Genomic DNA, 19,534 nt, shown 5'->3' on the forward strand with positions numbered 1-19,534 from the left:
GCTGGCCGGCCTGGCCAAGGCCATCCGCGAGGACCAGGTGGCAGGCGTGCAGGGCGTCATCGCCCCGCTCAACTCCGGCATCAACGGGGGCCGCCTCACCGACGTCAAACCCCCGGAAGCGCGGCGCCCACACCCCCGCCAATGGATATGGGGTCCCGACAGGACAGTCCCTCAGTGCCCAGGTCAGCCGGGCAATGCGGAAGTCCAGGGTGGGTGCCCCCCGTTCGCAGAACGGTCACCGTGACGGAGACGCGAACGCAAGACCTGTGGCCCACGGTGCGAATGTGAACGCAAAGTTCACCGCGGTCACTCCAGGTGACACCTTGGCCATCTGCTCGTTCTCCGGCTCCGAGCCACGGGGCCGGCCAGCACGGTGCAGCCCACGCCGTGAGACGCCGCACAGACGCATCCACACCTGGTGTTATCTTCCTCCCAGTCCAGGTGGGGACGCCCCTTGGCATTCCCGCTACCAAGCCCTCCTATGGTCGGGAAGCGTGATCTCAGGCAAGGTCCGTCGCGACCATCACATGGGAGCGTTGCTGCGGGCAACGTTCCTCGCGGTGGTGCTTGCGCTATTCGCGATGCACGTCCTGGCCTCACACCAGCAAGACCACAGCGGGCACACCGCCGCGTTCCCGCTCACCGACGCAGGGGACAGGGCTCAGCACACCCACTCCGACGTCGCCCCCGGGGACGCCACCACAACACCGGTCAACCCGGACGGCGAGGCCCCCTGCGACCACGGCGGAGTCGGAGAGAGCTGCCTGGCGCTGCTGTGCATCGTCGCTGCCCTGTTCACGTTCGTCCTCAGCCGCGGGGGCTCCACCGGCGTCCTCCGCCGATGGGCAGCACGCACGCATTCCTGGATCAGCCGCACCGGCGACCCACCGTGCCTGCACCAACTTTCGATCCTGCGCTGCTGAGAGCTGCACCAGCATGACGCCGCACCACTGGTGTCGGCGTGGCTTCTGCCTGCTCTCACCCACCAAGATCTGAAAGGCCTTACCCACGTGACCACCGTTCTCGAACCCGAGCGCCACCAGACTCCCGCCCCGAAACCGCGCCGCGCCACCTTCGACAAGAAGGCACTCCCGGCTCGCTACAGCGGCCAGATGCTCTACTTCATGGGCGCCGCCCTCATCGCCGGCGCCGTCGTCCACTACCCGATCAATCCGTCGCTGTACGCGATCATCTGCGTCGTCGGCGCATTCGTGTTCCTCCTCGGCACCGTCGTCAACGAGTTCGTGCTGGCCGACGAGCGTCCGGCGCTGAGCCAGGCGGTCTCGCTGGTCGCGTTCTCCCTGCTGCTGTCCTTCGGTGTCGGCATGGTCGGCGGCGGCATCCAGCACTTCGAGCAGTTCCCCGAGCGCAGCGCCTGGATGACCCCCCTCGGCCTGCTCATGTCGTACGTCGCGTTCGTCGCCAAGGACTCCAAGGGCCGCTGGCGACACCTCATCAGCCCGTTCGCGGCCGCCGTCGTCGTCATCTCGGCCCTCACCTGGCTGGGCATGACCGCCCTCGCCGGCACCATCAGCTCCGATGGCCACAGCCACGACCAGGGCTCCACGACCGGGACCCCCGCCAAGCCGAACCAGGCTCCCGTTGAGCAAGGCCCTCCGGCCAAGGCACCCGCCGAGCCGACAAAGGACGGACATTCGTCCCATAGTCACTGACCCAGGTCTGGCAACCTCGTAGCCGTTCTCGCGGGCCCACGTGGACCACGCTGGGCCCGCAGTCCGCTCACGGCACTTGCACCTGCCGTCGGCGGGCTCGGGATGCGGCGCGCTCTTGCGGGCGCGCAGTCGGCGAGGGCGGCTTCGCGGTGGCCTCCCTCGACGCAGAGGGCGCCGCCCCGCGAACGTTTTAACTGGGGCAGGGTGCAGCCCGCGAGCGGGAAGCCCTCATCGCCGAGGGCGTCCAGGCCGGCGACCTGCGTGACGACGTACCGACCGCGGAACTCGCCGCCTACTGCATCCACGCCCTGACCGCCGCCTCGCCCCTTCCCTCCCGGGCTGCGGTCGACCGGCTGGTCGCCGTCACCCTCGACGGCCTGCGCCCGGTTCCCCAGCAGCCCGCACACCAGGAGTCCGCCCCCGCCGACGGCCACTCCCACCACCGCTGACAGACGTCCAGGCCCCGCCGCGGAGCAGCGGGGCCTGGACGGTGCCGGCTGTCAGACCACGTCCGGGTTCGTGTCGTAGCGGCGGGGGATGACGACCGAGAGATCCTTGTAGGGGATGCCCAGGTTCTCCGGTCCACCCCAGGGGCGGACCCGGTTCGTCGACCCCGTCGCCCACGGTTCGATGTCGGCGTTGAACCCGTGCATCTCGTTGTGGCTGTCCTCGATCAGCACCCTCATGTCCGCGTAGTCATCGGCGGCCAGCGCGTTCTGGTCCCGGACCGGGTCGATGGGCAGGCCGTTGACCTGCCGACGGACAGCCCTCGGCTTGTCCGCGGGGTTGTTGTTCGGGTCGAAGGCGTTGTCGGACCGAAACGGGTTCGCCTGCGGGTCGCAGAACCCGGCGCCCTCGAAGGGCTGTCCGATGAGCTGGAGAGCCTGGCCTCCGTAGCCCATGAACTCCGGGGTGAAGAGGTTCAGGGACCCTGAGTTGCCGTTGCCGAGGTTGGCGCTCGGGATGCTGCGCGGGTCCTGCGTCCAGTCCCAGTAGTGCTGCGACACGCGTGAGTCGATGACGCGGAGCTGGTCCTCGAACCGGTTGACGATCTCCCGGTGCCACAGCAGGAACTCCGGCCCGCCGTGGACGTGGGTGCCCCACCGGCTCCTGCGAGAAAGCACTCCCGCCGACTGCAGCACCGCGCCTTGAGCGAAGGTTGCCTGCCCGGCTCGCCCTGATCACCAGTGCGACACCCTCGGCCTGATCCCCAGGCCCGCGCCCCAGTCGGCGGGGACATTGCTGCGTGCCTCTGCCGCACGAGATGCGGGTCGGGAAGGCGCCAGTGCGGAGGTTCTCAGGTCGGATCGATGTTGCCGAGTGGGGCGGGTGGGACCAACCACCACGCACCCCACGGGCGAACCGAACAAACCCCAGGTCGCAGGCCTTCGGGGGCCGCAGCGGACAGGAATCGCCTCACGGTCGCCTCACCGACACGGGGATCCCACCGCCGCGAGAACTGCGTTTCCGCAGGTCAGAAGGTTTCTTCTGACCTGCACGAGTGGGGCGGGTGGGACTCGAACCCACGGCCGACGGATTATGAGTCCGCTGCTCTAACCGGCTGAGCTACCGCCCCATTCACGGCGTGGCGCGTACATGTGTGCGCGCCGTCTGCCGCAGCATAGCCGCTCATACGATCTCCTGCCTCGGATGCCTCGCATGATCGGCTTCGCCTGCCCAGAGAGACCGCATCGGGCCCTGTCCGGTTGCGCGCGGAGGGCAGAAAAAGAAAAAGGACCCACGTGGGGTCCTCGTCCTTCTTGCTCCCCCGACTGGACTCGAACCAGTAACCTGCCGATTAACAGTCGGCTGCTCTGCCAATTGAGCTACAGGGGACCGCGCTCCCCCGACTGGACTCGAACCAGTAACCTGCCGATTAACAGTCGGCTGCTCTGCCAATTGAGCTACAGGGGATTGCTGCGTTGCACCGAACAGCCCACCTCTGGCCTTGGCCAGGGGGCGAGCGCCCGTTGCGAGTCATAGATTAGCGCAAGCAGGGGGGTGCTCCGCCAATCGGTATCGCCAGCGGGCCGGGCACCACACGACGAAGGGTGGCAGACATGCGGTACAAGGTCACGTTCGCGGTCGGGCTGGCCCTCGGGTACGTGCTCGGGACCCGGGCCGGACGCGAGCGGTATGAACAGTTGAAGAAGTCCGCGCGCGAGTTCGCGCAGAACCCCGCGGTCCGCAACGCCGCCGAGAGCGCTGGTCAGAGCGGTCGGGAGTTCGCCGGCAAGGCGTACGCCGCGGTGAGCGACAAGGTGGGCGACGCGATGCCGGACGCCCTGGCCGGACGCGTACGGGGCTTGCGGGCGCGGGCCGGCGGCGGTGGCGCGGGCGAGGACGACTGGGGCACCAGCAACACCTGACCGGCCCGGTCCGGAGCCGCGGGTCCTCCCGCGAGGGCCCCGCACCGGGGTCCCGCACGGCCCCGCCCGGTCGCGTGCGCGGGGTCCCGTCCGGTCCCGCACGAGGGGCGGAGCGGGTCCCGGGCACGCCGGGGCGGTCGAGTCCGCCCCCGCGTGCGGCAGAATTCACCGCATGGGGATAGTCGCCGGGCTGGACAGCTCTTCCGCGTTCACACGCATCGTCGTCTGTGACACCGAGACGGGCGCCGTGCTGCGCCAGGGGTACGCCCCTCATCCGCAGCCCACCGGCGAGGCGGTGCCGCACGAGACCGATCCACAGGCCTGGCTGCTCTCGCTCGGCGAGGCCGCCGGCGGCGGGCTCCTCGAAGGGGTGCAGGCCATCGGTGTCTCCGCGCAGCAGCACGGCCTGCTGCCGCTGGACGCGCAGGGCGGCCTCGTGCGTCCCGCCCTGATCGGCAACGACAAGCGCGGCCAGGCCGCGGCCGCCGAGCTGATCGAGGCCTTCGGCGGCCGGCAGGCCTGGGCCGAGGCCGTCGGCTCCGTCCCCCATTCGGCGCAGCCCGTGGCGAAGCTCGCCTGGCTGGCCCGTACCGAGCCCGAGGCGGCCCGGCGGGTGGCCGTGCTGATGTCCCCGCACGACTGGCTGGTCTGGCAGCTGCTGGGCCGCCCGGCCCGGCGCACCACCGACCGCGGCGGCGCCTCCGGCACCGGCTACTGGTCGGCGGCCACCGGCGCCTACCGCCCCGACCTGGTCGAGCTCGCGCTGGGGCACCGGGCGCTGCTGCCCGAGGTGCTCGGCCCGGCCGAAGCCGCCGGGACCACGCCCGAGGGGCTGCTGATCTCCGCCGGCACCGGCGAGACCATGGCGGCCGCGCTCGGGCTGGGCATGGGACCGGGCGACGCAGTGGTCTCGCTGGGCGCGTCCGGATCCGTGATGGCCGTGCACCACGAGGCGCTGTCGGAGCCGGGCGGGCTGATCACCTCCCTCGCCGACGCCACCGGGCTGCACCTGCCGGTGGTGAACACCCTGAACGCCGTACGGGCCCTGCGCGGCACCGCCGAACTGCTGGGCACCGATCTGGAGGGGCTGAGCGAGCTCGCGCTGAAGTCGACCCCGGGCGCGCACGGACTCGTACTCCTGCCGTACCTGGAGGGTGAGCGGACGCCGAACCTGCCGCACACCGCCGGGACCCTGTCGGGGCTGCGCCGGGACTCCATGAAGCCGGAGCACCTCGCGCGGGCCGCCTTCGAGGGCATGCTGTGCGGGCTGGTGGACGCGCTCGACGTGCTGCGCAGCCGCGGCGTGGAGATCCGCCGGGTCTTCCTGCTCGGCGCCGCCGCGGAACTGCCGGCCGTACAGGCCTTCGCGCCGGGGCTGTTCGGCACGCAGGTCCTCGTACCGGCGCCGGCGGACTACGCGGCCCTGGGCGCGGCCCGGCAGGCCGCGTGGGCGCTCGGTCTGGCGCAGGGCGGCTCGGCCGCGAACACCCCGCCGGTGTGGCCGGCGCCCGCGGCGCAGCTGTTCGAGCCGGACGAGGAGTACCCGGCCTGGCAGGGTGCGCGCCAGCAGTACGTCGCGACCCGGGACCAGATCCACCCGGGGGCGTTCTAGAGGTCGGAGCCGGTCGGCCGGTCAGCCGGTGGGACAGGCGTCAGCCCAGCTGCGCCTTCACGTGCTCGACGACCGCCTGGAACTCCTCCGTGGGCGAGAAGTCGAGGTACTCGGTGTCCTCCAGGGCGACCGGGGCGTGGCCGGGCGGCCAGTAGCAGGCCTCTCCGGCCGAGTAGACCTCGTCCCCGTCCTTCGTGTGCATCAGGAGCCGGCCCTTGATCACGTAGGCGTAGTGCGGGCACGGACACAGGTCGTCGGGCAGGCCCTTGAACGCCGGGGTCATGTCGACGCCCTTGTCGAAACTCCCGAAGGCGACGGAGAACCCGCCGCCGAGTTCCAGCACGCGCAGTTCGGCGCCGTTGCCCTCGAAGAGGACGGGGACCTGCTCCCGTTTGGCTGCCGTCATGGTTCCTCCACGGACGATCCGTCCCGAGACCTCCCCTCCCCCATCGTCCTCCCGGCACCCGGCGTCGGCGCGGCGCGGGCCCGGCAAGATCCGAAAGAGACGGCCTAGGCCCTGCCCGCGAGCGGCCTACTCCTTTTGACCGGCCTTTACGAAAAGCGGTGGGTTCCGGCCCCCGGTTGGCAGAAGATGGAGTGAACCCCCTCGATCATGCCGACCGGAGCCTGCGCGTGCTCATACGACTTCTGCGGACCCATCTGGGGCCGTACCGGAAACCGATCGCCGTGCTGGTCCTGCTGCAGCTCCTGCAGACCAGTGCGAGCCTCTACCTGCCCACGCTGAACGCCGACATCATTGACAACGGTGTCGTCAACGGCGACACCGGCTACATCCTGCGTTTCGGCGCGCTGATGCTCGGCGTCTCGCTGGTCCAGCTCGTCTGCAACATCGGCGCCGTCTACTACGGGGCCCGCACCGCCGCGGCCTTCGGCCGGGACGTCCGGGCCGGCGTCTTCGACCGCGTGCAGAGCTTCTCCGCGCGCGAGCTCGGCCACTTCGGCGCCCCGTCCCTGATCACCCGTACGACGAACGACGTGCAGCAGATCCAGATGCTCGTGCTGATGACCTTCACCTTGATGGTCTCCGCGCCGATCATGTGCGTCGGCGGCATCTTCATGGCGCTCTCGCTGGACGTGAAGCTCTCGGGCGTGCTGCTCGCGGTGGTCCCGATCCTCGGCCTGTCGGTCGGCGCGATCGTGCTGAAGACCCGCCCGCTGTTCCGCACGATGCAGACGCGCCTGGACACGGTCAACCGGGTCCTGCGCGAGCAGATCACCGGCAACCGGGTGATCCGCGCCTTCGTCCGCGACGACTACGAGAAGGAACGCTTCCGCGAGGCCAACGCCGACCTCACCGGCGTCTCGCTGGCGGCCGGCAAGCTGCTCGCGCTGATGTTCCCGACCGTGATCGTGGTCGTGAACATCTCCAGCGTCGCCGTCGTCTGGTTCGGCGCGATGCGCATCGACGCGGGCGGCATGGAGATCGGCCAGCTGACGGCCTTCCTCGCCTACCTGATGCAGATCGTCATGTCCGTGATGATGGCCACCTTCATGTTCATGATGGTGCCGCGCGCCGAGGTCTGCGCCGAGCGCGTCCAGGAGGTCCTGGACACCGAATCCAGCGTGGTCCCGCCCACCGACCCGGTCCGCAAGCTGCTCCACCACGGCCGCCTGGAACTGCGCGGCGCAGACTTCCGCTACCCGGGCGCCGAGGTCTCCGTGCTCCGCGGGGTGGACCTGGTGGCCCGCCCCGGCGAGACCACCGCGGTGATCGGCTCCACCGGCAGCGGCAAGTCCACGCTGCTGGGGCTGATCCCCCGGCTGTTCGACGCGACCGGCGGCGACGTGCTCGTCGACGGCGAGGACGTACGGCGCCTCGACCCGGACCTGCTCGCCAGGACGGTCGGCATGGTGCCGCAGAAGCCGTACCTCTTCTCCGGGACGGTCGCCAGCAACCTGCGCTACGGGCGCCCCGACGCCACCGACGAGGAGCTCTGGCACGCGCTGGAGGTCGCGCAGGCCAAGGGCTTCGTGTCCGAGCTGGAGGGCGGGCTCGACGCGCCGATCACCCAGGGCGGAACCAACGTCTCCGGCGGCCAGCGCCAGCGGCTCGCGATCGCGCGCACGCTCGTACAGCGCCCGGAGATCTACCTGTTCGACGACTCCTTCTCGGCCCTGGACTACGCCACGGACGCCGCGCTGCGCTCCGCGCTCGCCCGCGAGACCGAGGAGGCGACCGTGGTCATCGTCGCCCAGCGGGTCTCCACGATCCGTGACGCGGACCGGATCATCGTCCTCGACGAGGGGCTGGTGGTGGGCGAGGGGCGCCACCACGAGCTGATGGCCGGCAATGAGACCTACCGGGAGATCGTGCTCTCCCAGCTGACGGAAGCGGAGGCGGCGTGAGCGGGCCGGGAGGACGGATGATGGCGGGACCGCCGACGACGCGGTCCATGGACTTCAAGGGCTCGGGCAAGCGGCTGCTGAGCGCGCTGGCGCGCGACCGGGCCAAGCTGTGGGGCATGGTCCTCGCGGTCGTCGGCAGCGTCGCCGCGTCGGTGACCGGACCGAAGATCCTCGGCGAGGCCACCGACCTCGTCTTCGCGGGGATCGTCGGCCGGAACATGGAGAAGGGCCAGACCAAGCAGCAGGCGCTGGACGGTCTGCGCGCCAAGGGCGAGGGCGGGATGGCGGACATGCTGTCCGGCACCGACTTCACCCCGGGCAAGGGCATCGACTTCGGTGCGGTCGGGTCGGTGGCGCTGTGGGCGCTGGCCGTCTTCACGGTCGCCGGCCTGCTGATGCTGGTGGCCACGCGACTGTCGAACCACATCATGAACGGCACCGTCTACCGGATGCGCGAGGAGCTCCAGGCGAAGCTGTCGCGGCTGCCGCTGTCGTACTTCGACCAGCAGAAGCGCGGCGAGGTGCTCAGCCGGGCCACGAACGACATCGACAACATCGGGCAGACGATCCAGCAGACGATGGGTCAGCTGCTCAACTCGCTCCTGACGATCGTCGGCGTGCTGGCGATGATGTTCTGGATCTCGCCGGTGCTGGCGCTGGTCGCGCTGGTGACCATCCCGGTGTCCGCGTACGTGGCCGCGAAGATCGGCAAGAAGTCGCAGCCGCAGTTCGTGGCGCAGTGGAAGTCCACGGGCGCCCTGAACGCGCACGTCGAGGAGATGTACTCGGGCCACACCCTGGTCAAGGTCTTCGGCCGGCAGAAGGAGTCCGCGGCCCTGTTCGCCGAGCAGAACGAGGCGCTGTACCGGGCCTCCTTCAAGGCGCAGCTGGTCAGCGGGATCATGCAGCCGGTGATGCTGTTCATCTCGAACATCAACTACGTGCTCGTCGCGGTCGTCGGCGGTCTGAAGGTCGCCTCCGGCACCCTGTCGATCGGTGACGTGCAGGCCTTCATCCAGTACACGCGGCAGTTCTCGATGCCGCTCACGCAGGTGGCCTCCATGGCGAACCTGGTGCAGTCCGGCGTCGCCTCCGCGGAGCGGGTGTACGAGCTGCTGGACGCGCCGGAGCAGGAGGCGGACGCGGAGGTTCCGGAGCGTCCGGAGAGCCTGCGCGGGCAGGTCACCTTCGACAAGGTCGCCTTCCGCTACGAGCCCGACAAGCCGCTGATCGAGAACCTCTCGCTGAGCGTGGACCCCGGGCACACGGTCGCGATCGTCGGCCCGACCGGCGCCGGCAAGACCACGCTGGTCAACCTGCTGATGCGGTTCTACGAGGTCACGGGCGGGGAGATCGCCCTCGACGGGGTGGACATCGCGAAGATGACCCGCGAGGAACTGCGCGGCGGCATCGGCATGGTGCTCCAGGACACCTGGCTGTTCGGCGGCACCATCGCGGAGAACATCGCCTACGGGGCCACCCGCGAGGTCACGCGCGCCGAGGTCGAGGAGGCCGCGCGGGCGGCCCACGCCGACCGGTTCATCCGCACCCTGCCCGAGGGCTACGACACGGTGCTGGACGACGAGGGCGCCGGCGTCAGCGCGGGCGAGAAGCAGCTGATCACCATCGCGCGGGCGTTCCTGTCCGACCCGGTGATCCTGGTGCTCGACGAGGCGACGAGCTCGGTGGACACCCGCACCGAGGTGCTGATCCAGAAGGCGATGGCGCGCCTCGCGCACGGCCGTACGTCCTTCGTGATCGCACACCGGCTGTCCACGATCCGCGACGCGGACCTGATCCTGGTGATGGAGAGCGGCTCGATCGTGGAACAGGGCACGCACGAGGAGCTGTTGCTCGCGGGCGGCGCGTACGCGCGGCTGTACGCGGCGCAGTTCGCACAGGCGGTGGCCGAGGTCGACTAGGTCGTCTCGCGCGGCCGGTACCGGCAGGGGCGCCCTTCGGGGCGCCCCTTTTCCGTACGCACTCAGTCCAGGTACCCGCGCAGCTGGTCCGCGAAGGCGTGGTCGCGCAGCTTGTTGAGGGTCTTGGACTCGATCTGCCGGATCCGCTCCCGGGTCACCCCGAAGATCCGCCCGATCTCCTCCAGGGTGCGCGGCCGCCCGTCGGCGAGCCCGTAGCGGAGCTGGACGACCTTGCGCTCCCGCTCCCCGAGGGTGGAGAGGACCGCTTCGAGGTGCTCGCGGAGCAGGAAGAACGCGGCCGATTCGACCGGGGAGGCGGCGTCCCCGTCCTCGATGAGGTCGCCGAGCGCGACGTCGTCCTCCTCGCCCACGGGTGCGTGCAGCGAGACCGGTTCCTGCGCGAGGCGCAGCACCTCCAGGACCCGCTCGGGGGTCAGCTCCAGGTGGACGGCGACCTCTTCGGCGGTGGGCTCGTACCCCCGCTCCTGGAGCATGCGGCGCTGGACGCGCACGACGCGGTTGATCAGTTCGACGACGTGGACGGGGACCCGGATGGTGCGGGCCTGGTCGGCCAGCGCCCGGGACATGGCCTGGCGGATCCACCAGGTGGCGTAGGTGGAGAACTTGTAGCCGCGGGCGTAGTCGAACTTCTCGACGGCGCGGATCAGTCCGAGGTTCCCCTCCTGGACCAGGTCGAGCATCGTCAGCCCGCGGCCGACGTAGCGCTTGGCCACGGAGACGACGAGCCGCAGGTTCGACTCGATGAGGCGGCGTTTGGCCATCCGGCCCATGACCACGAGCTTGTCGAGGTCGAGGGTGAGCTGCAGGTCGAGCGGGGCTCCGCTGCCGAGCTTCTCCTCCGCGAACAGGCCCGCTTCGACGCGCCGCGCGAGCTCGACCTCCTCGACCGCGGTGAGCAGCGGGATCCTGCCTATCTCGCGCAGGTACTGCCGGAAGAGGTCGGCGGACGGTCCCGCTCCGCCGGAGCCTTCCGCCGGTCGCTTGCGCGGCGTGGGCACCTTCGCCATGAGCTCCGGGACCTCAGACTCCTCGGCCTCCTCGGCCTCCTCCTCGTGCATGGCGTCGGCCTCGGCCTCGGACTCGGGCTCTTCGGCCGCGGGCACTTCGGCGGGCGGGCTGACGGTGACGGTCAGGCTCTGGGTCTGCACGGGGGCGACCTCCACAGGGCTCCGAGGACGGGTGCACCGCACCTCAGTGTGGGGTACGACACATCGCTGCCACGAGGGGCGTGCGACCACTTTCTGAATCGAATACGTGACCCATGGTTACCGTTCCTGGCGATGCCGGCCATTGCTGGCCGGATCGCCGTATACCGGGTGGCCCGGTTGTCTCCCCGAACGGTTTTGGGGGACGGGGAACAGCGCGAGCTGGTCGCTTCGGTCCCGGCAGGTCTTGCCACCTTGGTGGGGTGTGCCTGCGGTCCTGGGCGGGCTCGTGTTCCCGCGTGCCCTCGGTACGGTGACGGTCTGGCCGGTAGCTCTCCGCGCGACGATCCTCTGGTCGTGTGCGGTCACACCTGGCCGACGCCGTGTCCCGTGTCCGAGGGCACGTCTGCCGATTGCCACCGCCGCCGCATGGTGGCCGGTGACAACGGTCGTCTTCGATTGCTGCTGGAGCGGCGCCTTCCAGTGCTGGGCTCCCCAGCGGGAGGTGTACGCGGGGTCGACCGCGACGACGACCAGGCCTGCATGGTGGGCCATACCGGCCAGCCGGTCGCGGAACTTCGCCGTGGGCAGTCCGGCGACAGTGCGCCGGAACGTCTTCCCGCGTTTGCCCCGGCCCATGGTTTCCCGGCCGGTGGCGCGGGCGTCGGTGAAGCCGAGGTTCTCGATGGCGAAACCGGCGCAGTCGTGGAGTTTCGCGAGGCGGATGAGTTCGCTGATCGCCTGCCGGAGGCGTCCGTCGCGTGGGGATGTGGGGCCGGTCAGGTTGGTGGGTACGGAAAGAGGTTCGCCGACGGGGTTGCCGTGGGCGTCGACGACGCAGGCGGCGAGGTGGCCGGCGTTGAGGTCCACGGCGAGGAGCCGGACGCCGGTTGCGGCCAGCTCGGCAGGGGTGGGGGGAGGCATCGTCGGAGTGGACCAGGAGGCGTCGAGGTACCAGCGCCCACGTTCGGGGTCGCACACGATGTCGTAGCGCACGGAACGGTTGGCGGAGACCCGGTCCGGCCACTCCTCGCGGCGGTGGTTGAAGGTGACGGTGCAGGCGAGCCGGTAGCGGCCTCGGGGTGAGTTGGCGAGGTGCCTGAGCGGTTCGGGCAGGACAAGGTTGACCGTGCCGTCAGCCGGATCGACGGTGATCGTGTAGTTCCCGTACGGTGCGCCGGACTCCCCGTCGGCGGTGAGGAACATGCGCCGCGCGTCCCACCGCTCCCGCCATCGCTGCTCGGTGAGCCCCGCGTCGGCGAGGTTGTGCCTGTTCTTCGCGAGACGGCGCCCGCCGACCACGATTGCCGGATGCCCGGCCTCGATCCGCCGCTCCACCTCCGCCAGGCGCGCGGTGAGGACCTGCAACCGGCTCTGCTTCTGTGCCCGTTCGGCCCGGCTCGGGTAACCACGAACGCCTCCCACACGCCGGCCGCACGGCACTGCCAACCGTCTGTTGATCTTCGTGATGGCCCGGCGCAGCGCGGTCCGCTGATCGAACAGACACCGCAGGGAGAGCTGGTACTGGTCTTCGCTGGTGCGGGTGATCGCCCCCGCCCACCGGGACGACGACACCCTCGTCAGCGCACGTTTACGCTCCGCCCGCCTGTTCTCCTTCGTGGGCACCTTGCCGATGCAGACCCGCTCAGCCAGATCGGCACGGGCATACCGACCAAGATGCCCGCCGACCATCCGCAGAACCTCGGTATCACGGGCGGAAAGGCTCAGACGATCCCGGATGCGCGCGCCCACGGGAGCCGCCACTGTGAACGGAGCGGCCAGCGTGCGCAGCTCCTGCTTGCGCCGACCCCTGCCACGCGCCACCAACCCACCAATCCCCCACAACGGCACTGACGTTCCCCAGTGATACTGACGGCCTCGCAGTGACCGCGTGTCGATGGCACCACACGTTCACCCATACGAGCCATCCAGGGTCACACCGGTTCCACCCGGACCGCGCAGACCTTGAACTCCGGCATTCGGGAGACCGGGTCCAGTGCCGGGTTGGTCAGGGTGTTGGCTCGGCCCTCGCCCGGCCAGTGGAAGGGCATGAAGACGGTGTCCGCGCGGATGGTGTCCGTGATGCGGGCCGGGGCGATCGCGCGGCCGCGGCGGGAGGTGACCGCGAGGGGGGCTCCGTCGACCGCGCCGATGCGGGCCGCGAGGCGGGGGTGGAGCTCCACGAAGGGGCCGGGGGCGGCTTCGTTGAGCTCGTCCACCCGGCGGGTCTGCGCGCCCGACTGGTACTGGGCGACGACCCGGCCGGTGGTGAGGAGGAGCGGGTACTCGGCGTCCGGGACCTCGGCGGCGTCGCGGTGGGTGACGGGCACGAAGCGGGCCCGGCCGTCCTCGGTGGCGAAGCGGTCCAGGAAGAGGCGCGGGGTGCCGGGGTGGGGCTCGGGGGCGGAGCCCGGCTCCGCCGTGGGCGTGGGGGCCGGGCACGGCCAGAAGACGCCCTGTTCCGCTTCGATGCGGGCGTACGTGATGCCCGAGTAGTCCGCCGGGCCGCCCGCCGAGGCGCGGCGCAGCTCCTCGAAGACCTCCTCGGGGTCGGCCGGGAAGGCCTTCGGCATGCCGAGGCGGGTGGCCAGGCCGTGCAGGAGCTCCAGGTCGGAGCGGACCCCCGGCGGCGGGGTGAGGGCCCGGCGGCGGAGCAGGACGCGGCCCTCCAGGTTGGTGGTGGTGCCGGTCTCCTCCGCCCACTGGGTGACCGGGAGCACCACGTCGGCCAGGGCCGCCGTCTCGGACAGGACCACGTCGGCGACGGCCAGGAAGTCCAGGGAGCGGATGCGCTCCTCGATGTGGCCGGCGCGGGGGGCCGAGACCACCGGGTTGGAGCCCATCAGGAGGAGGGCCTTGACGTCCGAGCCGAGCGCGTCGAGGAGTTCGTACGCGCTGCGGCCCGGGCCGGGGAGGGTGTCGGGGTCGACGCCCCAGACGCGGGCGACGTGGGCCCGCGCCGCGGGGTCGGTCAGCTTGCGGTAGCCGGGGAGCTGGTCGGCCTTCTGGCCGTGTTCGCGGCCGCCCTGGCCGTTGCCCTGGCCGGTGAGGCAGCCGTAGCCGGAGAGCGGGCGGCCGGCCCGGCCGGTGGCGAGGCAGAGGTTGATCCAGGCCCCGACGGTGTCGGTGCCCTTGGACTGCTGCTCGGGGCCGCGTGCGGTGAGCACCATCGCGGATTCGGGCGCGCAGAACATCGCCACCGCCTCGCGGAGCTTCGGCACCGGCACGCCGGTGATGCGCTCCACCAGCTCCGGCCAGTGCGCCATCGCACCGGCCCGGGCCTCCTCCCAGCCCGTGGTGCGCTCGGCGATGAACTCCTCGTCGGTGTGCCCGCCCGCCACCACCAGGTGCAGCAGGCCGAGCGCCAGCGCCAGGTCCGTGCCGGGGCGCGGGGCCAGGTGCAGGTCGGCCTGTTCGGCGGTGCGCGTGCGGCGCGGGTCCACCACGATGAGCGTGCCGCCGTTCTCGCGGAGCTCCCGGAAGAAGCGCAGGGCGGGCGGCATGGTGTCGGCGGGGTTGGAGCCGACGAGGATGACGCAGCCGGTCCGGGGGATGTCCTCCAGCGGGAAGGGCAGCCCCCGGTCGAGCCCGAAGGCCCGCTGGTGCGCGGCGGCGGCCGAGGACATGCAGAACCGGCCGTTGTAGTCGATCTGCGAGGTCCCCAGCGCGATGCGGGCGAACTTCCCGAGGGCGTACGCCTTCTCGTTGGTCAGCCCGCCGCCGCCGAACACCCCGACCGCGTCGGCCCCGTACGACCGCCGCGTGCGGGCGAGTCCCTCGGCGACGGCGTCGAGGGCCTCCTCCCAGGTGGCCGGTTCCAGCCGCCCGGCGTGGGTGCGGACGAGCGGCTCGGTGAGGCGCACCCGGGAGGAGAGCACGGCGGGGGCGGTGCGGCCCTTGCCGCACAGCGCGCCCCGGTTCACGGGGAAGTCGGCCCGCTCCTCCACCACCACGCCCGCGCCACCGGGCTCGGGGCGCAGGTTCATGCCGCACTGCAGCGCGCAGTACGGGCAGTGCGTGGCGGTGACGGACTCCGAGGTGTGCATGGAGCCCAGCGTGCGTCGGCGGTGTTACGCGGACCGCCGCCCCGCGTTACAAGCCGGGGTGGTCCACCTCAGCGCCGCCCGCCGGCTCCGGTGAGGCCCTGCCCATCGGGGGGCGGTCGAGGATCTCGAGGTACACGATCCGGTCCGGGTCACTGACCCGTCAGGTACTTCACCGTGAGGCCGGCCGTCCAGCCGCCGTCGACCGCGAGCTCGGCTCCGGTCATGTAGCCCGCGGCGTCCGAGAGGAGGAAGACGACGGCGGCGGCGATCTCCTCGGGGAGGCCGACGCGGCCGAGGGGGGCGCCGGGGTAGTTGCCCTCGCCCGCCTGGATGCCGACCGGGGCCGTCATCGGGGTGAGCGTCATGCCGGGGTGTACGGAGTTCACGCGGATCCGGGATTCCGCGAGCTCCACCGCGCCGATCTTCGACAGTCCGCGCACGCCCCACTTGGAGGCTCCGTAGCCGGCGGTCAGGGCGAGGCCGGTGAGGCCGGCGGCGGAGGAGATGTTGACGATGGAGCCGCCGCCGTTCTCCCGCATCAGCGGGATCGCGGCCTTGATGCCGATGAAGACGCCGACGAGGTTGATCTCGACGACCTTGCGGAAGTGCTCGACGCTCTCGTGCTCCAGGAACTGGCCGGTGGCGATGCCGGCGTTGTTGACCAGCCCGTCGATGCGGCCGAACTCGGCGAGGGCGAAGGCGAGGGCCGCGTCCCAGTCGGATTCGCTGGTCACGTCGTGGCGCAGGAAGCGCGCCGCGTCGCCGAGCTTGGCCGCCGTCTCGGCGCCCTCGGCCTCGAGGACGTCGGTGATCAGCACCTTGCCGCCGCCGTCCACGACGGCCTGCGCGGCCGCCGCGCCGAGGCCGCGGGCCCCACCGGTGATGACGACGACCTTGCCGCTCAGATCCACAACAGCCACGGTTCCACACCCCTGACGCTTACGACTGATTGCCATATGACTAATCGGCATACACCGACGGTCGCGTCAGTCTGCCAGAGAGGCCAGGGCCCGCGAAACCCCCTCCTCCTTCGGCCCCAGGAAGCGCGGCTCAGGCTTGAGCACGGCGTCCATCGCCGCCTTGCCGGCCGCGAAGACCTCGCGCGCGCCGCCGTAGTACCAGGTCGCGTCGTGTACGTCGTCCACCCCGACCCCGTACGAGTCCACCCCCGCGGCCCGGCACAGCGCGACCGCCCGGCGGATGTGGAAGCCCTGGCTGATCAGCACCGCCCGGTGCACCCCGAAGACCTCCTTGGCCCGGACGCAGGAGTCCCACGAGTCGAAGCCGGCGTAGTCGCTGACGATCCGGCCGTCCGGCACTCCGTGTTCCTTCAGGTACGTGCGCATCGCGTCGGGCTCGTCGTACTCGGTGCGGCTGTTGTCGCCGGTGACCAGGACGACCTTGACCCTGCCCGCGCGGTAGAGCGCGACGGCGGCGTCCAGCCGGTCGCGGAGGTACGGGGTCGGGCGGCCGTTCCACAGCAGCCCGGCGCCGAACACCATCGCCACCTCGGCGGCGGGCGCGTCGGCGGTGGTCCGCAGCCGGGGTCCGGCGGACGCGTGCGTCCATGCCGACGGCAGCAGGGCCAGCACGCAGGCCGCCATCACCACCTGCACGGCCCGCCGCCGGGCCCGTACGGTGCGGGGCACCGTGATCCGTACGGCCAGCCGGTCCCGGGTCGCCCCGAGCAGGTCACGTACCGCTGCGCGCTTCAATGCAATGCCCCTTTGATGGTCCTGTCGACTACGGACGCGTGTACGCCCCCGGCGGTTTCCGGCCGGCAGCGCGCGGGGGCCCTGCGGGAGCCGTCCCCTACCCGCCCTTCCACCTTTCCCCAGGGCTCCGCCCCGGACCCCCGGTCCTCGAACGCCGGACGGGCTGGATTTTCCAGCTCTCCGGCGTTGACAGCGCCGCACGCTGCAGCGGGTTCCCCACCCCCGCCGTCCACCCCCCTGTGAGCAGGTGGAAAACACCCGTCACCCCGGCGCAACGCAGCGGCAACCTGCCGCCCGCAGGATCGGTTCATGACGGAGCCGGCGCATCCTCCCGAGTCCCTGCCCCAGCCCCTCCCCCCGCTGCCGCCCGCGACCACGGCGGAGCTGCTGACCCGGATCACCGCCCAGCTCGGTACGCAGCTCAGCGGTCTGCGCCCCCGACACCACGCAGGAGTCCCCCCATGCAGCAGCCCGCCCTCGTCGCCGTGGCCCACGGCAGCCGCGATCCGCGCGCCCTCCACACCGTCCAGGCCCTGCTCGAACGCGTCCGCGAGCTCCGCCCCCGCCTCGACGTCCGGCTCGGTCACATCGAGCTGAACCACCCGCTGCTGGACCACACCCTCGCGCCCGAACGGGCCGCCGGAGCCGCCGTCCTGGTGCCGCTGCTGCTCGGCCGCGGGACCCACGTCAAGCGGGACCTGCCGGCCGCCGCGGCCCGCGCCGGGCACCTGCGGACCCGCGTCGCCGCCCCGCTCGGGCCGCATCCGCTGCTCGTCGAGGCCCTGTACGAGCGGCTCGTGGAGGCCGGCTGGAGCGCCGGGTCGGCCGTGGTGCTGGCCGCCGCCGGGTCCCGCGACCCCGACTCCGCCGCCGATGTGCGGGCCACCGCCGACCTGCTCTCGGAACGGCTCGGTGGAGTGCCCGTGGTGGCCGCCTACGCCTCGGGCACCGCGCCCGCAGTGCCCGCCGCCGTACGGGCGCTGGCCGCGCGGGGCCTCCACCGGGTCGCGGTCGCCTCCTACTTCACCGCCCCGGGCCGCTTCGCCGCCGCGAGCGCCGCCGCCGCGCCGGGTCCGGCCGCCGCCCCGCTGGGCGCCCATCCGGCGCTGGCCCGCCTGGTGCTCCAGCGCTACGACGAAGCCGCCGCCGCGCTCGCAGCGCCCGTAGGACGGGAGCAGCCGCTCGAACTGGCCACCGCGTAACGGCCCGGTTGGTTCACAATCGCTCGGATTGCTCCTCTTGACTCGTCTTGTCGGTCGATGCGGTTACGGTTTGGACCATGGAAGGCATGGAAGGCACCACCGCACCTGTCCGACCCGCCCTCGACCTGCCCGGCGAGCCGTACGAGCCCGCCGATACCGAGCGCTGGGCCACCGAGCCCGACAAACGGCCCGGGCGGACCGCCTTCCAGCGCGACCGCGCCCGCGTGCTGCACTCCGCCGCCCTGCGCAGGCTCGCCGGGAAGACCCAGGTGGTGACCCCGGGGACGCGTTCGTACGACTGGGACGCGAGTCCTCGTACCCGGCTGACGCACTCGCTCGAATGCGCCCAGGTCGGCCGCGAGCTCGGCGCCGCGCTCGGCTGCGATCCCGATCTGGTCGAAGCCGCCTGCCTGTCGCACGACATGGGGCACCCGCCCTTCGGCCACAACGGCGAGGAAGCGCTCAACGAGTTCGCCAAGGACTGCGGCGGCTTCGAGGGCAACGCCCAGTCGCTGCGCCTGCTGACCCGCCTGGAGCCCAAGCGGTTCGTCCCCGATCCGGCGAGCGGCGAGCTGGTCAGCGTCGGGCTCAACCTCACCCGGGCCTGCCTGGACGCCGCCACCAAGTACCCCTGGGCGCGCGGGGACCACCCCACCGACCCGGGCTCGGTGAAGTTCGGCGCGTACGAGGACGACCTGCCGGTCTTCGAGTGGCTGCGCCGCGGTGCGCCCGCGGACCGCAAGTGCTTCGAGGCGCAGGTCATGGACTGGTCGGACGACGTGGCGTACTCCGTGCACGACTTCGAGGACGGCCTGCACGCCGGCCACCTCGACCCGAACCTGCTGTTCGCCGAGCCCGAGCGGGCCGAGATCTGGCGGGTGGCCATCGGCCGGTACGTGCCCGCCGACACCGAGCCGGAGGAGCTGCGCGAGGCCCTGGACCGTTTGATGGAGCAGGAGTGGTGGCCGCACGGGTACGACGGCTCGGCCGTGGCCCAGGCCCGGCTGAAGGACGCGACCAGCCAGCTGATCGGCCGTTTCTGCCTGGCCGCCGAGGGCGCCACCCGGCAGGCGTACGGGACCGGCCGGCTGACCCGGTACGCGGCGGAGCTGGTGGTGCCGCGCGAGGCCCGCAACGAGTGCGCCGTACTGAAGGCGGTGGCCGACCTGTACGTCATGCAGCGCGACGAGCAGGAGCGGATCCGAGCCGATCAGCGCATCGTTCTGGCCGAGCTCGCGGAGGCCGTCAGCGCCCGCGCGCCCGAGGGTCTGGACCCCCAGTTCCGCGCGATCTTCGACGCGGCCCCGGACGACCGGGCCAGGAAGCGGGCGGTCGTGGACCAGCTCGCGGCCCTCACGGACGCCTCCGCCCGCTCCCTTCACGCCCGCCTCACCCAGCGCGCGCGACGCGCCGAAGGGTGAGCCGATCGGGCCATTCCCCCTTCACGCGGCAGGCTCGGTGC

At 71.6% G+C, this 19,534-nt stretch carries 16 protein-coding genes and 3 tRNA genes; 9 read left to right on the forward strand and 10 right to left on the reverse strand.

The window, feature by feature from the left end; translation table 11 throughout:
- Window positions 1-494: 494 nt before the first annotated feature.
- The 3 genes from ACODT5_RS30380 to ACODT5_RS30390 all read left to right on the forward strand — a co-directional run bounded on the left by ACODT5_RS30380 (window position 495) and on the right by ACODT5_RS30390 (window position 2,122).
- Window positions 495-923, forward strand: a complete 429-nt coding sequence (locus tag ACODT5_RS30380) for a DUF6153 family protein (RefSeq protein WP_422522349.1) — start codon at window positions 495-497, stop codon at window positions 921-923.
- A gap of 87 nt (window positions 924-1,010) precedes the next feature.
- Entirely contained in the window at window positions 1,011-1,673 is a 663-nt protein-coding gene (locus tag ACODT5_RS30385; RefSeq protein ID WP_422522350.1) for a hypothetical protein, read from the forward strand.
- 230 nt (window positions 1,674-1,903) lie between these two features.
- Window positions 1,904-2,122, forward strand: a complete 219-nt coding sequence (locus ACODT5_RS30390; protein WP_422525090.1) for a hypothetical protein — start codon at window positions 1,904-1,906, stop codon at window positions 2,120-2,122.
- Between the two features lie 51 nt (window positions 2,123-2,173).
- On the opposite strand, the gene ACODT5_RS30395 is transcribed toward ACODT5_RS30390, so the two are convergent.
- The 4 genes from ACODT5_RS30395 to ACODT5_RS30410 form a co-directional block, all read right to left on the reverse strand.
- Complete coding sequence (locus tag ACODT5_RS30395) at window positions 2,174-2,797, reverse strand: tyrosinase family protein (protein ID WP_422522351.1); 624 nt, start codon at window positions 2,795-2,797, stop codon at window positions 2,174-2,176.
- Window positions 2,798-3,175: 378 nt separating this feature from the next.
- Window positions 3,176-3,249, reverse strand: a tRNA-Ile gene (locus ACODT5_RS30400).
- A gap of 187 nt (window positions 3,250-3,436) precedes the next feature.
- Window positions 3,437-3,509: transfer RNA gene (locus tag ACODT5_RS30405), tRNA-Asn, on the reverse strand.
- 5 nt (window positions 3,510-3,514) lie between these two features.
- Window positions 3,515-3,587: transfer RNA gene (locus ACODT5_RS30410), tRNA-Asn, on the reverse strand.
- Between the two features lie 146 nt (window positions 3,588-3,733).
- Here ACODT5_RS30410 and ACODT5_RS30415 point away from each other — a divergent pair.
- Together ACODT5_RS30415 and ACODT5_RS30420 are read left to right on the forward strand one after the other, a co-directional pair.
- On the forward strand, window positions 3,734-4,042 hold the full coding sequence (locus ACODT5_RS30415; RefSeq protein ID WP_385375679.1) for a YtxH domain-containing protein: 309 nt from the start codon (window positions 3,734-3,736) through the stop codon (window positions 4,040-4,042).
- Between the two features lie 172 nt (window positions 4,043-4,214).
- Window positions 4,215-5,654 (forward strand): FGGY family carbohydrate kinase, encoded by a 1,440-nt coding sequence (locus tag ACODT5_RS30420; protein WP_422522352.1) that lies wholly within the window; start codon window positions 4,215-4,217, stop codon window positions 5,652-5,654.
- Window positions 5,655-5,694: 40 nt separating this feature from the next.
- Here ACODT5_RS30420 and ACODT5_RS30425 read toward each other — a convergent pair whose 3' ends face one another.
- On the reverse strand, window positions 5,695-6,060 hold the full coding sequence (locus tag ACODT5_RS30425; protein WP_422522353.1) for a cupin domain-containing protein: 366 nt from the start codon (window positions 6,058-6,060) through the stop codon (window positions 5,695-5,697).
- 227 nt (window positions 6,061-6,287) lie between these two features.
- Here ACODT5_RS30425 and ACODT5_RS30430 point away from each other — a divergent pair, with 227 nt between their 5' ends.
- Entirely contained in the window at window positions 6,288-8,021 is a 1,734-nt protein-coding gene (locus ACODT5_RS30430; protein WP_422522354.1) for an ABC transporter ATP-binding protein, read from the forward strand.
- Window positions 8,018-9,943: an ABC transporter ATP-binding protein gene (locus ACODT5_RS30435; RefSeq protein WP_422522355.1), complete on the forward strand. Its 1,926-nt coding sequence runs from the start codon at window positions 8,018-8,020 to the stop codon at window positions 9,941-9,943. The genes ACODT5_RS30430 and ACODT5_RS30435 overlap by 4 nt, the downstream gene beginning before the upstream one ends.
- A gap of 62 nt (window positions 9,944-10,005) precedes the next feature.
- Here ACODT5_RS30435 and ACODT5_RS30440 read toward each other — a convergent pair whose 3' ends face one another.
- The 5 genes from ACODT5_RS30440 to ACODT5_RS30460 form a co-directional block, all read right to left on the reverse strand.
- Window positions 10,006-11,112: an RNA polymerase sigma factor gene (locus ACODT5_RS30440; RefSeq protein ID WP_422522356.1), complete on the reverse strand. Its 1,107-nt coding sequence runs from the start codon at window positions 11,110-11,112 to the stop codon at window positions 10,006-10,008.
- A 117-nt stretch (window positions 11,113-11,229) separates the two neighbouring features.
- Window positions 11,230-12,684: a hypothetical protein gene (locus tag ACODT5_RS30445; protein WP_422522357.1), complete on the reverse strand. Its 1,455-nt coding sequence runs from the start codon at window positions 12,682-12,684 to the stop codon at window positions 11,230-11,232.
- A gap of 359 nt (window positions 12,685-13,043) precedes the next feature.
- Window positions 13,044-15,155 (reverse strand): molybdopterin oxidoreductase family protein, encoded by a 2,112-nt coding sequence (locus ACODT5_RS30450; RefSeq protein WP_422522358.1) that lies wholly within the window; start codon window positions 15,153-15,155, stop codon window positions 13,044-13,046.
- A gap of 149 nt (window positions 15,156-15,304) precedes the next feature.
- Window positions 15,305-16,111, reverse strand: a complete 807-nt coding sequence (locus tag ACODT5_RS30455) for a glucose 1-dehydrogenase (protein ID WP_422522359.1) — start codon at window positions 16,109-16,111, stop codon at window positions 15,305-15,307.
- Between the two features lie 30 nt (window positions 16,112-16,141).
- Window positions 16,142-16,759, reverse strand: a complete 618-nt coding sequence (locus ACODT5_RS30460; RefSeq protein WP_422525091.1) for a SanA/YdcF family protein — start codon at window positions 16,757-16,759, stop codon at window positions 16,142-16,144.
- Window positions 16,760-17,331: 572 nt separating this feature from the next.
- Here ACODT5_RS30460 and ACODT5_RS30465 point away from each other — a divergent pair.
- Together ACODT5_RS30465 and ACODT5_RS30470 are read left to right on the forward strand one after the other, a co-directional pair.
- The gene (locus ACODT5_RS30465) at window positions 17,332-18,072 is read left to right on the forward strand and encodes a sirohydrochlorin chelatase (protein ID WP_422522360.1); all 741 of its coding nucleotides are present in this window, start codon (window positions 17,332-17,334) and stop codon (window positions 18,070-18,072) included.
- 77 nt (window positions 18,073-18,149) lie between these two features.
- Complete coding sequence (locus ACODT5_RS30470; RefSeq protein ID WP_422522361.1) at window positions 18,150-19,493, forward strand: deoxyguanosinetriphosphate triphosphohydrolase; 1,344 nt, start codon at window positions 18,150-18,152, stop codon at window positions 19,491-19,493.
- The last annotated feature ends 41 nt before the right edge of the window (window positions 19,494-19,534 follow it).

It is taken from the genome of Streptomyces tatrensis (genome assembly GCF_049310065.1).
In the GTDB taxonomy this organism is placed as follows: Bacteria; Actinomycetota; Actinomycetes; order Streptomycetales; family Streptomycetaceae; genus Streptomyces.

Bases quoted from the DNA above. Each gene is read 5' to 3' on its own strand.
- ACODT5_RS30415 (WP_385375679.1), top strand. From the start codon at position 3,734: ATGCGGTACAAGGTCACGTTCGCGGTCGGGCTGGCCCTCGGGTACGTG.
- ACODT5_RS30420 (WP_422522352.1), top strand. From the start codon at position 4,215: ATGGGGATAGTCGCCGGGCTGGACAGCTCTTCCGCGTTCACACGCATC.
- ACODT5_RS30425 (WP_422522353.1), bottom strand. From the start codon at position 6,060: ATGACGGCAGCCAAACGGGAGCAGGTCCCCGTCCTCTTCGAGGGCAAC.
- ACODT5_RS30450 (WP_422522358.1), bottom strand. From the start codon at position 15,155: ATGCACACCTCGGAGTCCGTCACCGCCACGCACTGCCCGTACTGCGCG.
- ACODT5_RS30455 (WP_422522359.1), bottom strand. From the start codon at position 16,111: ATGGCAATCAGTCGTAAGCGTCAGGGGTGTGGAACCGTGGCTGTTGTG.
- ACODT5_RS30460 (WP_422525091.1), bottom strand. From the start codon at position 16,759: ATGGCGGCCTGCGTGCTGGCCCTGCTGCCGTCGGCATGGACGCACGCG.
- ACODT5_RS30465 (WP_422522360.1), top strand. From the start codon at position 17,332: ATGCAGCAGCCCGCCCTCGTCGCCGTGGCCCACGGCAGCCGCGATCCG.
- ACODT5_RS30470 (WP_422522361.1), top strand. From the start codon at position 18,150: ATGGAAGGCATGGAAGGCACCACCGCACCTGTCCGACCCGCCCTCGAC.